This is a genomic window from Bacillus sp. DX3.1, from assembly GCF_030292155.1.
Classification (GTDB): domain Bacteria; phylum Bacillota; class Bacilli; order Bacillales; family Bacillaceae_G; genus Bacillus_A.
In genome coordinates, this window is sequence record NZ_CP128153.1 from 1,531,147 (window position 1) to 1,546,659 (window position 15,513).

General features: G+C 34.9%; 14 protein-coding genes, 2 other RNA genes and 2 riboswitches. Of the genes, 14 read left to right on the forward strand and 2 right to left on the reverse strand.

Annotation, left to right across the window (positions count from 1 at the left end):
• Positions 1–14 precede the first annotated feature (14 nt).
• The 7 genes from QRE67_RS07665 (at position 15) to pbuX (ending at position 5,927) form a co-directional block, all read left to right on the forward strand.
• Positions 15–671: a TetR/AcrR family transcriptional regulator gene (locus QRE67_RS07665; protein WP_286124304.1), complete on the forward strand. Its 657-nt coding sequence runs from the start codon at positions 15–17 to the stop codon at positions 669–671.
• Positions 664–1,395 carry an ABC transporter ATP-binding protein gene (locus QRE67_RS07670; RefSeq protein WP_286124305.1) on the forward strand — a complete coding sequence of 244 codons (732 nt, stop codon included), beginning with the start codon at positions 664–666 and terminating at the stop codon, positions 1,393–1,395. Before QRE67_RS07665 ends, QRE67_RS07670 begins: the two co-directional genes overlap by 8 nt.
• Positions 1,388–2,086, forward strand: coding sequence for an ABC transporter permease (locus tag QRE67_RS07675; protein WP_286124307.1), 699 nt, complete (start codon positions 1,388–1,390; stop codon positions 2,084–2,086). The genes QRE67_RS07670 and QRE67_RS07675 overlap by 8 nt, the downstream gene beginning before the upstream one ends.
• Positions 2,087–2,102: 16 nt before the next feature.
• Positions 2,103–2,780 (forward strand): DUF4097 family beta strand repeat-containing protein, encoded by a 678-nt coding sequence (locus QRE67_RS07680; protein ID WP_286124308.1) that lies wholly within the window; start codon positions 2,103–2,105, stop codon positions 2,778–2,780.
• Between the two features lie 153 nt (positions 2,781–2,933).
• Positions 2,934–3,680 carry a type I methionyl aminopeptidase gene (locus tag QRE67_RS07685; protein WP_286124309.1) on the forward strand — a complete coding sequence of 249 codons (747 nt, stop codon included), beginning with the start codon at positions 2,934–2,936 and terminating at the stop codon, positions 3,678–3,680.
• Positions 3,681–3,809: 129 nt separating this feature from the next.
• A riboswitch (purine riboswitch) is annotated at positions 3,810–3,911 on the forward strand.
• A 106-nt stretch (positions 3,912–4,017) separates the two neighbouring features.
• On the forward strand, positions 4,018–4,611 hold the full coding sequence (locus QRE67_RS07690; protein WP_286124310.1) for a xanthine phosphoribosyltransferase: 594 nt from the start codon (positions 4,018–4,020) through the stop codon (positions 4,609–4,611).
• Positions 4,612–4,613: 2 nt separating this feature from the next.
• Positions 4,614–5,927: a xanthine permease PbuX gene (gene pbuX / locus QRE67_RS07695; RefSeq protein WP_286124311.1), complete on the forward strand. Its 1,314-nt coding sequence runs from the start codon at positions 4,614–4,616 to the stop codon at positions 5,925–5,927.
• 19 nt (positions 5,928–5,946) lie between these two features.
• Here pbuX and QRE67_RS07700 read toward each other — a convergent pair whose 3' ends face one another.
• Positions 5,947–7,110, reverse strand: coding sequence for a DUF418 domain-containing protein (locus QRE67_RS07700; RefSeq protein WP_286124312.1), 1,164 nt, complete (start codon positions 7,108–7,110; stop codon positions 5,947–5,949).
• 490 nt (positions 7,111–7,600) lie between these two features.
• Between QRE67_RS07700 and QRE67_RS07705 the strand changes: the two genes are divergently transcribed.
• Positions 7,601–11,260 (forward strand): dynamin family protein, encoded by a 3,660-nt coding sequence (locus tag QRE67_RS07705; protein ID WP_286124313.1) that lies wholly within the window; start codon positions 7,601–7,603, stop codon positions 11,258–11,260.
• A gap of 3 nt (positions 11,261–11,263) precedes the next feature.
• Here the strand turns inward: QRE67_RS07705 and QRE67_RS07710 are convergent, their stop codons facing one another.
• Positions 11,264–11,518, reverse strand: a complete 255-nt coding sequence (locus QRE67_RS07710; RefSeq protein WP_286124314.1) for a DUF3931 domain-containing protein — start codon at positions 11,516–11,518, stop codon at positions 11,264–11,266.
• Between the two features lie 72 nt (positions 11,519–11,590).
• Here QRE67_RS07710 and QRE67_RS07715 point away from each other — a divergent pair, with 72 nt between their 5' ends.
• From QRE67_RS07715 to QRE67_RS07740, 6 genes are all read left to right on the forward strand, one after another.
• Positions 11,591–12,052 carry a GNAT family N-acetyltransferase gene (locus QRE67_RS07715; protein ID WP_286124315.1) on the forward strand — a complete coding sequence of 154 codons (462 nt, stop codon included), beginning with the start codon at positions 11,591–11,593 and terminating at the stop codon, positions 12,050–12,052.
• A 49-nt stretch (positions 12,053–12,101) separates the two neighbouring features.
• Complete coding sequence (locus QRE67_RS07720) at positions 12,102–12,374, forward strand: YpbS family protein (RefSeq protein ID WP_286124316.1); 273 nt, start codon at positions 12,102–12,104, stop codon at positions 12,372–12,374.
• A 2-nt stretch (positions 12,375–12,376) separates the two neighbouring features.
• Positions 12,377–13,210 carry a sulfurtransferase gene (locus QRE67_RS07725; RefSeq protein WP_286124317.1) on the forward strand — a complete coding sequence of 278 codons (834 nt, stop codon included), beginning with the start codon at positions 12,377–12,379 and terminating at the stop codon, positions 13,208–13,210.
• Positions 13,211–13,325: 115 nt separating this feature from the next.
• Positions 13,326–13,509: non-coding RNA, 6S RNA (gene ssrS, locus QRE67_RS07730), on the forward strand.
• A gap of 21 nt (positions 13,510–13,530) precedes the next feature.
• A non-coding RNA gene (gene ssrS, locus QRE67_RS07735) (6S RNA) lies at positions 13,531–13,714 on the forward strand.
• 647 nt (positions 13,715–14,361) lie between these two features.
• Positions 14,362–14,709 (forward strand): DUF4260 domain-containing protein, encoded by a 348-nt coding sequence (locus QRE67_RS07740; RefSeq protein WP_286124318.1) that lies wholly within the window; start codon positions 14,362–14,364, stop codon positions 14,707–14,709.
• A gap of 479 nt (positions 14,710–15,188) precedes the next feature.
• A riboswitch (M-box (ykoK) riboswitch) is annotated at positions 15,189–15,352 on the forward strand.
• Positions 15,353–15,513 lie beyond the last annotated feature (161 nt).

The following is a 15,513-nucleotide window of genomic DNA, read 5'->3' on the forward strand; positions in this document are numbered from 1 at the left end:
AAGAGGGTTTTTAAATGCGAAGTAAAGATTCTAAACAAACAATTGAAAAAATCTTAACAGTGGCCACAAAACTGTTTAGTGAAAAAGGTTTTGATAAAACGAGCATACAAGATATTGTTGATTCTCTTGGGATGTCAAGAGGAGCTATTTTTCATCATTTTAAATCGAAAGAAGATATATTAGAAGCAGTCATGGAACGGCAGTTTAATTATACTTACGAGATGTTGGAGCAATTAGTTAACAGTATTGATTCAGTAAATAGTAGGGATAAGTTAATAAAAATTTTAGAAAGAATTGCATCAGATAAAAACATTCACTCTATTGATGATATTTTGAATTACCAAATAAAAAATCCGCAGTTTATTGTGCAAGGAATAAAAGCAAGTGTAAATAAAGAAGCGTTAATATTTACGGAAATCATGAAACAAGGGATAGCAGATGGTTCTATTACAACGGAATATCCCAATGAATGTGCAGAAGTTTTTATGCTTTTGATGGATGTTTGGACGAACCCAATCCTATTTAATCGTAAAAAATCAGAAACGATTAATCGGATAAGGTTTTTGCAATATATGATGAGACAGTTAGGGGTTGATATTGTAAGTGATCAATTAATAAAAGAACTTATGAATCATTATCCAAATATAGAACGGGGTGGTATTAATGAATAATGTTGCCGTAAAAACAAACAACTTGATAAAAACATTTGCTGGTTCAGAGGTTATTAAAGGAAGTACGATGACGGTAAAAGCAAACACTGTTTATGGATTTTTAGGTGCCAATGGTGCAGGTAAAACGACAGTATTTAAAATTTTATCAGGCTTATTGCGTCCTACATCTGGGAAGGTTGAAATTTTTGGAATGGACGTAACGGAAAAGCGCGATTTGATACTAAAAAATATAGGGACTTTAATTGAAGTCCCGGTATTTTATGAGCATTTATCAGCAGCTGAGAATTTGAGATTTCATATGGCTTATATGAATGCTGAAGGATTTGAAATTTCTAAAGTATTAAAAATGGTAGGTCTTATTCAAACAGGTGATCAACCAGTTTCTAAATTTTCATTAGGAATGCGACAAAGATTAGCGATAGCACGTGCATTCATTCATAAACCTAAACTATTAATTTTGGATGAACCAGTAAATGGACTAGACCCACTTGGGATTCAAGAAATGAGGGTGTTATTTAAAGATTTATCTGAAAAATATGGGATGACCATTCTTATTTCAAGTCATATCCTTAGTGAACTGGAACATATTGTAGATTCAATTGGAGTCATTGTAAATGGGGTAGTGATAGAGGAAGCACTTCTGGAAGAAATAAAGAAAAAATCTCCGAAGGGGTTAGAAGAATATTTCTTTAAAATTATGTCAGGAGGAAAAGAGTATGTTTAATTTAATCCAACTTGAAATTGGAAAAAATAAAATAAATACGTTTATTTTAGCAAGTATTATTTCGAGTATTGGTTTGCTTGCTTTCATCTACTTTATTGCATTTGTTGCACAACAAACAAACGAAGTTCAATTTCAGAATTATGCTAATATTTATAAATTTACCATCTTAATGGGGATGATTGTTTTTTCAACTATATCATCTGTAATGTATACTCGCTTTATTATTGAAGAATATAAAGGAAAACAAATGACAGTGTTATTTTCTTATCCTGTTAATCGGAAGAAAATTTTACTTGTAAAATTATTTATTGTAAGTGGTTTTACTACGGTGGCTATGATGATTTGCAGTGCCATACCTATCATTATTTTTAGTTTAACAGAAAAAATTTCTCCTATTGTTCCAGATACTCTTTCACAGGAGGATATTTTTTCTACATTGTTAATAATTGTAATTACTGCTTTTATAACAAGTATGGTAGCCCTTATTGCTATGAGAATAGGTTTTATTAAAAAATCAGTTCCTATTACAATTATTTCTTCTTTCGGCTTAATTGCACTTTTGGGGAATACTGTGGCATCTGGTTATGATAATCCTATGTTAGGTGTTATTATATTAGTAATAATTGTTGCTATTGGAATCTTAGTTTCTCTTGAATTGATGCAGAGAGTAAATCGGATGGAAATAGATTAATTTAGGAGGGAGATCAATGAGTAACTATCAGGAAACAGTTGAATTAAATGAAAGAAGTAAAATAGAGATTCAGATTAAAGGAGGAATTGTTTTTTGTCATGCAATAAAAGGGACAAAATTAGTTATTAATGGATCATTAGGACGACATTGTAAGGGGATAGAAATAAAACAACTATCGAATCGTCTAATTTTAAAACAAGAAGTTCGCATTACTCCAATTCTTATGATTGGATTTCCCAAATCAGTGTATTTAGATATAGGTATTCCAGAAGAAATGATGGAATACCTAACTATTAATCAAGATCTTGGTGAACTGACTCTTGAGGGCCTTCAAGGTGAAAAAATACAAGTTAAAACGAAGACTGCAAAGTTGGATGTAAATGATGTCTTATGTGATTCTTTAGATTTAAAGATTGGGAGTCGTCCTGCAAATATACGTTTATTAAGAAAAATCCAGCATACTAATGTTCAGTCTATTTCAGGGAAGATTAATTTGGAAATGGCTGAAATAGGAGGAGATTTGAGCTGTTCATGCGGTGCAGCAGGCGCCTATATTAAGATTCCACAGAAGGCCAATGTTCAAATAAATAAACATGGGATTAGAAAGTGTGTAGTAGATGCTGTATTATCTGAAGAACAACTTTATAAATTTAATTTAACAGCTAATTTAGGGAATATAAGAGTTGTAAATTAAATTTGAATTTCTAAAAATGTGTTATACATGCTAATCAGTTTAGAGGGACTTCCGATAGAGGGGAGGCTCCTTTTTTATATCCATACCAACATTTTTTGAAGATCTTGAAAAATATGTGTATCATTGAACTGGACATAAACGAGGAGAGATTGAATGATTACCATAAAAAATAAACGAGAAATAGATTCGATGCAAGAAGCTGGAAAAGTGTTAGCTTCTTGCCATAAAGAAATCACAAAAATGATTCAACCAGGTATCACAACTTTAGAAATTGATACATTTGTTGAAAAGTATTTAGAAAAGTATGGTGCAACGCCTGAACAAAAAGGATATAACGATTATCCATATGCAATATGTGCGTCTGTGAACGATGAAATGTGCCATGGATTTCCAACTAATCAACCGTTAAATGAAGGAGATATTGTTACGATTGACATGGTAGTAAACTTACATGGTGGACTTGCCGATTCAGCTTGGACATTTGCAGTAGGAAATATTTCTGAAGAAGCAAAACAATTATTATTAGTAACGGAAAATGCTTTATATAAAGGAATTGAACAGGCCGTGATTGGAAATCACATTGGAGATATTGGTCATGCGATTGAGAGTTATGTAACTGCTGAAAAATTCTCTGTTGCAAGAGATTTTACGGGTCATGGAATTGGTAAAATGATACATGAAGAACCGGCAGTGTTTCACTTTGGGAAGCCAGGTCAAGGACCAGAGTTAAAAGAAGGAATGGTTATTACAATTGAACCTATCGTAAATATAGGTATGCGATATTCAAAGGTAGATTTAAATGGATGGACTGCAAGAACGATGGATGGTAAGTTATCAGCACAGTATGAGCATACAATAGCTATAACGAAGGAAGGACCAGTTGTTTTAACTGCTCATTAGATGGGGCAGTTTAAAATGAAAGAGTTTTCAAAACTCGAACGAAAAGTGTATATTTTTAAAATTTGTACGTGTTTTTTGTGGAAATGCTTTTCAAAGTAAAAAAAGTGCGTTATAATCCATCTATAAATAAATAAATAAATTAACTACACTCATATAATCGCGGGGATATGGCCTGCAAGTTTCTACCAAAGTACCGTAAATACTTTGACTATGGGTGAGGACGAATATATTGCTGGTTTAGCATTCTTTTTTGCGAAACTCCAAAAGCACGTCTCTCACTTGTATTGGGTGAAGACTGCTTTTGGAGTTTTTTATTTGCATAAGAGGGGGAACAATCATGAAAGTGTTACAAGAGAAGATTATGAACGAAGGAAAGGTTTTATCGGATGATGTATTAAAGGTGGATGCATTTTTAAATCATCAAATTGATCCAGTACTTATGCAAGAAATCGGAAAAGAGTTTGCAAAGCGTTTTAAAGAAGAAAATATTACAAAAATCGTGACGATTGAATCTTCAGGAATTGCACCAGCTGTTATGGCTGCTTTAGAACTTGGCGTAAAAGTTATCTTTGCAAGAAAACGTAAATCGTTAACGTTACAAGATAATATGTATGTTGCCAAAGTATATTCTTATACAAAACAAGAAACGAATGAGATTTCATTATCTAGAAATCACATCCATGAAAATGACCGTGTATTGATTATCGATGACTTTTTAGCAAATGGTCAGGCTGCTCTAGGGTTAATGAGCTTAGTTGAGCAGGCTGGAGCAAGCATTGCAGGAATTGGAATTGTGATTGAAAAAGCATTTCAAGATGGAGGGAAAAAGCTGCGTGAGAGCGGTGTTCGTGTAGAATCACTTGCAGAAATTGCATCTCTTGATAACGGTACTGTTACATTTGTTCAGCATGAGACTGCGGAGGTGAAATAGCCATGAAGCAACACCCATTTAAAATCGCTTCCCTTGGTATTCAGCATATGCTGGCGATGTACGCAGGAGCAATTATCGTTCCACTTATCGTCGGCGGGGGACTTGGCTTAAATCAACGAGAATTAACATACTTAGTGTCCATCGATTTATTAATGTGTGGTGTCGCAACTATTTTACAAGCTTTATCGAATCGCTTTTTCGGAATTGGTCTTCCTGTTGTATTAGGATGTACGTTTACAGCGGTTGGACCGATGATTGCGATTGGTAAGCAGTACGGTGTTTCCTCGATATATGGAGCAATTATTGCAGCAGGATTATTCGTAGTTATTTTCGCAAAGTTATTTGGAAAACTCGTGAAACTTTTTCCACCTGTTGTAACAGGATCCGTTGTTACAGTCATTGGGGTTACATTAGTCCCGGCAGCAATTAATGATATGGCTGGTGGAGTAGGGAGTAAAGATTTCGGAAGTCTTGAAAACTTAGCGTTAGCGTTTGGTGTCTTACTATTTATCATTATTATGTATCGCTTCTTTGATGGCTTTATCCGTTCTATTTCGATATTACTTGGACTATTATTTGGTACAATCATCGCAGCATTTATGGGGAAAGTCAGCTTACAAGCCGTTGCGGAAGCAGATTGGTTTCACGGTATCCAGCCGTTTTACTTTGGCACACCAACGTTCGAATTAACACCAGTCATTACGATGATTCTTGTTGCATGTGTTGGCATTGTAGAAGCAACCGGCGTTTACTTTGCTTTATCTGATATTTGTAACAAAAAAATCGGTGAGAAAGAGTTAACAAAAGGTTATCGTGCAGAAGGATTGGCAATGGTTTTAGGTGGTATTTTCAACGCATTCCCGTACACAACTTACTCACAAAACGTTGGTCTTGTTCAACTAACAGGTGTACGTAACCGTGTAATCATCTATACGTGCGGTGGCATGTTAATCGTCCTTGGATTTATTCCGAAAATCGCCGCATTAACAACGATTATTCCAAAGTCAGTACTCGGCGGTGCAATGCTAGCGATGTTCGGTATGGTTATGGCATATGGGATTAAAATGTTAAGTAGTGTAAAGTTTGAGAAGCAAGAGAACTTATTAATTGTGGCGTGTTCTGTTGGAATTGGACTTGGCGTAACAGTCGTTCCAACATTATTCTCACAGCTGCCAGAAAGTATTCGTATTTTAACAGATAATGGGATTGTACTTGGAAGTGCATCGGCGGTGTTATTAAATATCGTGTTTAATATGATTCCACAAAGAAAAAAGAAAACAAAAGAAGAGCAAGTTCCGATGCAAAGTGCAGTATAAGAAAAGCAAGGTCTCGAATTTACGAGACCTTGCTTTTCTTTTTGAGTGGCATTTTCTGTCCATACGTGCCAAGGCGCCAAATGTATTCCAGTGGACCGTATTGATAACGAGAGAGCCACCAGCGGCTGATAAAGATTTGCAGTATATAAAAGCTAATGCAAAAAATCGTTCCTGTCCATAATGGAACTGGAGCAGAATCTTTCAATACTAAGCCGAAGACTAGTAAGGTAATCACAGTCTGAGAAATATAGTTTGTCAGTGCCGTGCGTCCTACAAATTGAAAGGGGCGTAATATTTTTTGCCATCTTTCCTTCTGTAGTAGACGCATGAGCGTAAAAATGTAAAAGATGAATAAAGTTTTACCGCTAAACATTGTAAATCCTGACATGTATATCGGCTCATACGGTTGTTTTGTTACAAAGTAGCGAATCATAAAGAACCACATTGGGATTGTTAAGACAAACATAATGATTTGCCATTTCTTAAGTTTTTGATCCAATTCACTAGCACGACGAAATATATCTTTTTTTCCAGCGTATAAGCCAAGTAAGAACAACCCGATTGATTCTGGAAGGAATGAAATGTTTAACCAGATTGATTCAGAATAAAAGGTGGTAAAGCGATCTTGTACCTGCAACCCCCAGTTTTCCAAAGGCATAATGGGTAGGGAAGATCTTAACTCTTCTATCGGTACAAACGCAAGCATTACACTACCTAGTAACATGAATAATTGGAAAATACCTAGTAAGACAAGTGCCCATATAAGAATGGTCCGGGGAGCTCTTTTGTAAAACAATAATAAGAAAAATCCTGTAATTGCATAAGTATGTAAAATATCTCCGTCCCAAAAGAGAACGTAATGAGTAAATCCGAATAAGAATAAAATGAGCAGACGGCGAATAAATAATGTTGTTGGACGATTCGTCTTCATTTCAGCTCGTTGCATAAAAATATAAAATCCTAATCCAAATAAAAACGAAAAAATAGTATAAAATTTTGTTTGAATAAACATGTCATAAAATAGGCGGATATAGCTGTCTATTCCTTCATAACTTCCTGTGATATCGCGAGAGTCAATGCCAGCTATAATAGGCCAGTTAACAAGAAAAATACCGAATATAGCAATACCTCGAATAATATCAATGGAATGAATCCTCTCATCTTGCGAAATACTTTGTGTCATTTGTTTCCTCCTTCAAACAATTTCCTTTTATTATATAAAATGTAAACAATAGGTGGAAGGATATTTTCCAATTTTTTTAACTGTTAAGATACTTGTTATGAGATATAATAAAGATGCACAACAAGTTTTAAACTCCTTTAAAACAGGCAGTAAAAAGGCTCCTTATACCCAAGGAGCTTTCTTTTTTGAAATTCATGTTGATAATGATTCTCTTTAATGATAAAATGTACTCAAAAGTGATAATCATTATCAAAAAAAGGCTGGTGTAATAAATATGGTGTATGCATTTGTTGCAGGAACGGTTGCTGTATATGCTGTCGTTACAAAATACGTGCTAAATGGAGTAGGAACAACAAAATGAACGACCTTACATAGAATCCCTTTCATCTGTAAAAAGAATGAAAGGGATTTTTTATTTTTAATGAGAATATCCTGAAAATTTAGTATGATAAGAGGGTATATACATCTTGGAATAAAGGGGAACAAGGGGATGACAAACATAGTACAGACAAACAGTATACAAAAACTTGTTTGTTTTTATGAGGAATGGCAGAAGCACGGTGATACAGAAAATAGCTTGAAGTTGTTTGAAGTGATTCAAAAATATAAGCAAGAGCAACTCATGATTGCATTTTGCGGTCATTTTTCTGCTGGGAAATCGACAATGATGAATCATTTATATAAAGCACAATTATTACCGACAAGTCCGATTCCAACAAGCGCGAATGTTGTAAAAATCGAAAAGGGGCAAAATCGTGTTGTTGTTGCAGTAAAATCGGGACAGCAGTATGAGCATGATGGTGCGTATTCAGCGGAAGAATTAAAGCAGCTTTGTAAAAATGGTGATGAAGTCATCGGTATTCATATTTATCGAACTGATGCACCAATTCCTGATGGTGTGATGCTCGTTGACACACCTGGAATTGATTCAACAGATGATGCGCATCAATTGGCAACAGAATCAACGCTTCATCTTGCTGACGTTATTTTTTATATGATGGACTATAATCATGTCCAGTCAGAAGTGAATTTACAATTCGTAAAGGAACTAAAGCAGCGTAATAAAACCGTATATCTCGTTGTAAATCAAATTGATAAGCATAAAGAAAATGAATTATCATTTGAAGCGTATCAACAGAGTGTCGCACAATCATTTTCCAACTGGAATATTGAAGTAGATGGGATTTTCTACACCTCTTTACGGATGATGAACCATCCCTACAATGAGATTGAACGATTAGAACAATTACTTTCTTCTATTATGAAAGAGCGTGAGCAATATGTGAAAGTTGGTATGGAACGAGAGACGGCTTATTTATTACAAGAACATCTTTCGTTTATTCTTTCAGAAAATGAAAAACAGTTAGCTCCATTTCAAAAAGAATTAGCATCGACAGTATCTCTTCCAAACGTAATTGCAATGAAAGAACAGCTGATTGAAAAGGAAAAGCACATTGCTGGAAAAGAATCAGAAGTGAAAAATGAATTTGTAAAAGGCTTGCAAGCGATATTGGATAATGGGTATTTAATGCCATTTGAGATGAGAGAATTAGCGAATCAATATTTAGAAACAAAGCTAACAAAATTTAAAGTTGGTTTGCTATTTGCAAAAGGAAAAACAGAACAAGAAAAACAAAGACGTTTAGATGTGTTTTATTCTGCATTACAAAAAACAGTCGAAACGCAGCTCGATTTTCATGTGAAAGAATATATCGTCTCTTTTTTAAAGAAGGAAGAGTTATTTACAGAAGAAATCGGAAAAGACATATATGCACTGTATATCTCTTTTGGACCGGCGTTACTAGAGGATGTTATTAAACAAGGGGCAGGATTTACTGGAGATTATTTGCTTCTTTATACAGAAGATGTTACGAATGAGCTGAAGAAGCGGTATTTCATGAAATCACAGCAAATTTTTGAAAAAAGCACAAGTATCTTACAAGAAAAGGTACGTATAGAAATTTCTCATATAAAAGAAGAGATAGAAGAGTATACAATCATACAGACAGCAAAAGAAACAAAATTACAATATGTACAAGCATATGATAACTATGAGAGAAACTTGCAAGATATTTGGTACGATCGTGTGCCTGTGCCGAATGAAATCGATGTAGAGAAAGTGTTACAAGGTAAGAAACAAGTCGTAAATGAGAAGTTTAAAGTGCAAGCACAGGAAACAAGCGAGGATATCGTACTTTATAACGAGAAAGAAGCAACATCTGCAGCAAAATTAAACATTCATCGCATTATGGAGCAAGTAAAGCAGGCAGAAGGTGTACTGCAGCAACTTCCTACTCTCAAGCATTTACATCAAGAAGTCGTTGAAAAGAGAAAGCGTGTGGAAACGAAGCAATTTACAGTGGCTTTATTTGGAGCGTTTAGTGCAGGGAAATCATCATTTGCAAACGCGTTGCTTGGTGAGAATGTATTGCCAGTATCACCGAATCCTACGACAGCAACAATTAATCAAATTTTGCCGGTAACGGAAGAAAAGCCACATGGTACAGTTATTGTTCAATTTAAATCAAAGCAAGCACTCTTTGAAGATATGAAGGCTGTTTATAAGCTGTTTCATCACGATGTAGCAACGTTAAACGAAGCCTTATCGCAAATTGATACAATATTAGCATATCCTTCACCAAGTGGGAAACAGAAAACGACATTTAGTTTTCTAAGAGCGGTACAGCGAGGCTATAGTGCGGTTTCTAATCATATAGGAGAACAAGTATGTGTGACATTAGAACAATTTTCTGATTATGTTGCCAATGAAGAGAAATCATGCTTTGTTGAATATATGGAATTGTACTATGATTGTGCCTTAACAAGACAAGGGGTTGCTCTTGTTGATACGCCAGGCGCAGATTCGATTAATGCACGTCATACAGATGTGGCATTCCAATATATTAAAAATGCGGATGCAATTTTATTTGTGACGTATTATAATCATGTCTTTTCAAGAGCGGACCGTGAATTTTTAATTCAGCTTGGCCGTGTAAAAGATACATTTGCACTTGATAAAATGTTTTTCTTAATTAATGCAGCAGACTTAGCACAGTCTGAAGATGAGTTGCAGATGGTAAAAGGATATATTGCAGATCAACTCTTACAGTATGGCATTCGAAACCCACGTTTATTTGCAATTTCAAGCTTATATGCACTTGAGGAAAGGCAAGGAAAGAACATTCAAAAAGAAAAATATGGTATTTTGCAGAATTCTGGAATTACGCAGTTTGAAGAATCATTTACGTCCTTTATGATGCGCGATTTAATGCTCGTTTCTGTTCACTCTTTATACGGTGCTTTGCAAAGTGCAAAGCAGCTTCTTATTAATATGATACAAGGGGCAAAACAAGGAAATGATGAAAAAGAAAAACAAACAAAAAAATATGAAGCAGAACGTGAAGACCTACTTCGCATCATTTCATCATTTAGTGTGTTAGCAGAAGAGCAAGCGCTTCAAAATGAAGCAACAGAACTTTTATTTTATGTAAAACAGCGTTTGTTTTTACGCTATAACGATGTGTTTACTGAATTTATTAATCCGGCATCGCTTCGAACAGAAGGAAATGTGAAAAATCAGCTACAAGCATGTGTCATGGAACTTGTGACGTTTTTACAACATGATTTATTGCAGGAAATGAGGGCAACATCGCTGCGCCTTGAAAAATGGATGAATGAAGCGATAGGGCGTGTACAGAATGAAATTGTGGCAAAATGTAAGGTGGAAAATGAAGCCATTTCTATAAATGGTACAGTGGAGTATGAGTATCAAGTCATTACACATAAAGATCCGTTTCCTGCAATAGAAATAAAACATTTCAAAAAGGCACTCTCTTATTTTAAAAATGAGAAAAGCTTTTTTGAAAAAGATGATAAAGTGTCGATGCAAGAAGCAGTAAAAGAAACACTTGAACCTTTCGTATCAGAATATGTAACAGATGAAGAAAGTTTATTTATTCATCATTATAAGCAAGAATGGGAAACGAAATGGGAGCTATTACAAGCAGCGATGCGACAAGATGTTGAACAATATTATGAAAGTGTATTGTTTGCATTAGCAGAAACAATTGATATATCTCTATATGAACAAAGCGAAGAGCAATTGCAGAAAGAGTTAACTGCAATCGAAAAAGAAATTCATATTTTATAAAAACTAGGAAAAAAAGATTCGTTCAATTTTTTTTTGTAATACAGTATCTAATGATTTTACAAAACCGGCGAATTCATCTGTGGAAATCATATGAGTAAGGACAAGGCGTCTACCATCTGGTGTTTCACCGCATAAGACGAACGAAGTAAACTCATATGTTTTCCCTTCTATAACTAATTTTGGATAGGAATATGTGCCATTTTTCTTTTTCTTTCCATCAATTGAGATGACGTTGCAATTTTTTTCATTGTTGTCCATGGTGAATTCCTCCTTTGTATTATTTATGGTAGACAAGGGTTGTTTAGAACAATGGAGAAGGGGGAAATTTTCATGGAAATAGTAATGGAACGCATTTCGCAAAGTATGGCGCCTATGTCGTTGTTATTGCTTGCTGATCCAAGTCATGAGCAAATTGTTTCTTATTTACAGCGTGGCATCATATATGTTGCCAAACATGATGAGCATGTTGTAGGTGTGTATGTTTTGCTTGAAACAAGGCCAAATACAATGGAGATAATAAATATCGCCGTTTTGGAAGAGGTGCAAGGACAAGGTGTTGGAAAACAACTGCTACAACATGCAATTACCGTTGCTAAAGAAAAAAACATGCATACGCTTGAAATTGGGACAGGTAATTCTAGTGTTTCACAGCTTGCTTTCTATCAAAAATATAATTTTCGAATTTTTTCTATTGATTTTGATTACTTTTCGAAGCATTATGAAGAAGAGATTATTGAAAATGGGATTGTATGCCGTGATATGATTCGGCTTACAATGGATATCATGCAGTAACTTCGATGTGAGGAAACAGCACTAAAGTATACAGTAGGGGGAAGAGAAGATGGAAGTACATAAAGCTATTACAGCACATTCTCGTAAACAAAATGAAATCGTTACAACATTTTTACAACTAGAAGCACAGCGTGAAGCAGCCATTGAGGCGGCAGTATCGCTTGCGTCAAATGGAAAACATTTCTCAGTGGATGCAATTAATATGGTAACACAGCAAATTAATGCACTTGCCAAACGAGGTGTTGCCCCGCAGCGTAAAGTTGTAACAGAAGATATGGTTATGGAGTATGTAGGTCGTTTACAAGAGAAAGAAGGTCGTTAAGGATGATAGTTACAGTCGAATGGTTGCGTGATCATATAGAAGATGAGCATGTTCGCATAATCGATTGTCGTTTTGACTTAGCAAATATAAATTGGGGAAGAGAGCAGTATGAGCTGGAGCATATTCCTCATGCATTATATTTTGACTTAGATCATGATTTATCAAGTCCAGTTACAAAGCATGGAGGACGTCATCCTCTTCCTGATGTTGAGACATTTATCCAAAAACTGTCTCAAGCTGGTATTGATGAAGATACGACAGTTGTTGCATATGATAGTCAAGCTGGGGCAATGGCTTCGCGTCTTTGGTGGTTATTAACGTATGTAGGACATAAAAAAGTGCATGTGTTAAATGGTGGTTTTCCGGCTTGGAAAGAACAAAACTTGCCTACAACAGCAAATTTGTCGGTTGTTGCACCAAAAACATTTGTACCATCTTTAGAGGAAGACATACTCATAACGATGGAAGAACTGAAAGAAAAGATCAACACAAATGCAAACATGACGTTAATTGATTCTAGAGAGCCCAAGCGTTATGCCGGTCTTGAAGAACCTGTTGATACGAAAGCCGGGCATATTCCAACAGCTGAAAATTATTTTTGGAAAGATGGGGTAACAGTAGAAGGTCAATTTAAAGGTGAGGTTGATCAACAAGAACGTTTCCGTCATCTTGATAAAGAGAAAGAAACGATTGTATATTGTGGCTCGGGTGTTACTGCATGTCCGAACGTACTAGCGTTACAAACAGCTGGCTTCAATAACATTAGACTATATGCTGGAAGCTGGAGTGATTGGATTTCTTATCCTGAAAATCTAATTGCGAAAGAAGAAAAGTAACCTCTTGCATGGTGAAAAAATTTGTATTAAAATAGGGATAGAAACAAGAAAACACTTCAAAACAATATGTTTTACACATTGTATTTGATGTGTTAAGATAACGACAAGTAAATAAAACATCCTGCGGTGTGCGTAACTTATTTATGTCTAAAACCGATGTTAGTTATACGGAAGCTCAACATTTAGAGGCCATCATCAAGCCTTCCCAGTGGAGGAAGATGTACGGCAACTGTGAGAGCATCCACCTGCGAGTAGCGGGTTTTTGGACATTTACGAGAGACGGCACTTGCGGGGGTTCTTATTTCATCTTACAATATATAAAATTCCTACGGTGTACGTAGCTTGTGTATGTCTTAAACCAATGAGTGTAATACGGAAGCTCAATATTTAAATGCGAACGGCATGCCATCTTTTTAAGAAGGAAGCTGAAAGCTTTTGTGAGAGCATCCACCTGCGAGAGCGGGTTTATGGACATCTATAGAGAACGGCATGTGTGGGGCTATATAAAAAACCTTACGTTTTATACGTAAGGTTTTTATTTGTCTTTCGTTAATCCTTCTGATACATAGTCAATGTTCTGTTACATTAAGGTAAACCATATCCAATGGTTTACTTTTTTCATTTATAGCTTAAGGAGAATATATTTTTAATAGTTTTATGGAAGTTTCCGTTATGTTACTTATTAAATAAAGAAAACACGTTCAACTAATTATTTACATTTTAAGGGAGTTAGAGTAATGTTTTTAATAAAGGAAGAAGAAATTCAATATTTTCTGCAAAGCGATTCTAATAAAAAAATAGAAAATCCATCCATGCTCGTGCTGAATTAACTAATGGTCTATCTACCTATCATTTCATGGTTTTATAACTTTTTATCCCGCATTAACGGGCAGTAATACCCCCACCTCAAAGTTCAACAAAAAGAAAAGAAGTTAGGTGGGGGATAAACTGTCCGTAAAAGCCCGATTCGTTCAACTAATGATCAGTGGGGGATGAAGAAAACCCCACTGATCAAAGTTTCACTTTATCTTAGCGGTGAAGCTTTGTATGAAAAATGTAAAAAAATAGCTGATTATCATGTTAAAAACATTACGGAAAGTATTAATAACCTTTACTTATTATTAACTGATGGTTAAAGAGGAGAGTGAAACATGGAGAAAAAAATCATACATTTCGAAGGGTTTATTGTCTTAATAGCGACTATTTATATTTACGCATTAAATGAGTTTAGCTGGTTAATATTCCTCTTGCTGCTTTTAGTACCTGATGTTTCAATGCTAGCATATCTTATTAATAACCATATTGGTGCACAGGTTTATAACTTGTTTCATACTTACATAGTATCGATATTCCTTATTTTGATAGGCGTCTTTCTAAAATTGGATGTCCTCCTTATGATTGGTTTGATTTGGACAGCTCATATTGGAATGGATCGACTGTTAGGATATGGCCTTAAATATAAAACAGGTTTTAAAGATACTCATATCCAAAAGTTATAAGATAGAATAAATACTTATATTACATATGAATTTTTTGTGAAACAAACTATATTAAATTTAAGAAGAAATGCGTATAGTAAAATGTATTGTAAAAGATTTGATTTTAGGTGAGATTTATCGCGAAATCATAGAAAAATATGGAACAGTAGTATACAAAACCTTAAACAATTAGTATTATATAAATCCATTTTGATTTTTCGACATATAGCCGCGGCTATGGATAACAACAGGTGACCTGCGCTCGTTTTCTCTCTTTGTTTTCACTTGGCATGAGGCAGAAAAAGGATCTGACCGCTTCTATGCATGGCTGGATGCTCTTTTCCACCTAAAAAAAAGGGTTTTATGTCGTTTTTTTAATTTGTATTTATATAGAATAGAACTATTCTTGCTAGAATCATTTTCTAGGAAATGATTCTTATGTTTAAGCACAAGGTGTTGACATCTATTTTAAATAGGAGTAACATTTTCTATGTAATAAAATATGTCTCTGTTAGGTGAGGCTCCTGTATAGAGAAATGCTACTGCCCAAAAATGTCGAGAGACGCCAATGGGTCAACAGGAATGATCGAATTAAGGTTTTTCTTAATGTAGCTGGTAAAGTACCTATGCTATACAGTGCTAAAACTCGGCGAGGGAGAGGTTCGTGTATTTCTAATTTTATTAGGAATCGCTTATTTGCGTATGTACAGACCTTTACTCGTTTACGAGTAAAGGTCTTTTTATTAATAAGATACAAGTATTTTCATAGTATAAAAAATGACTAAAAAAACGAATAAGGAGGTGAGGAGCATGTCAAATTCTGAC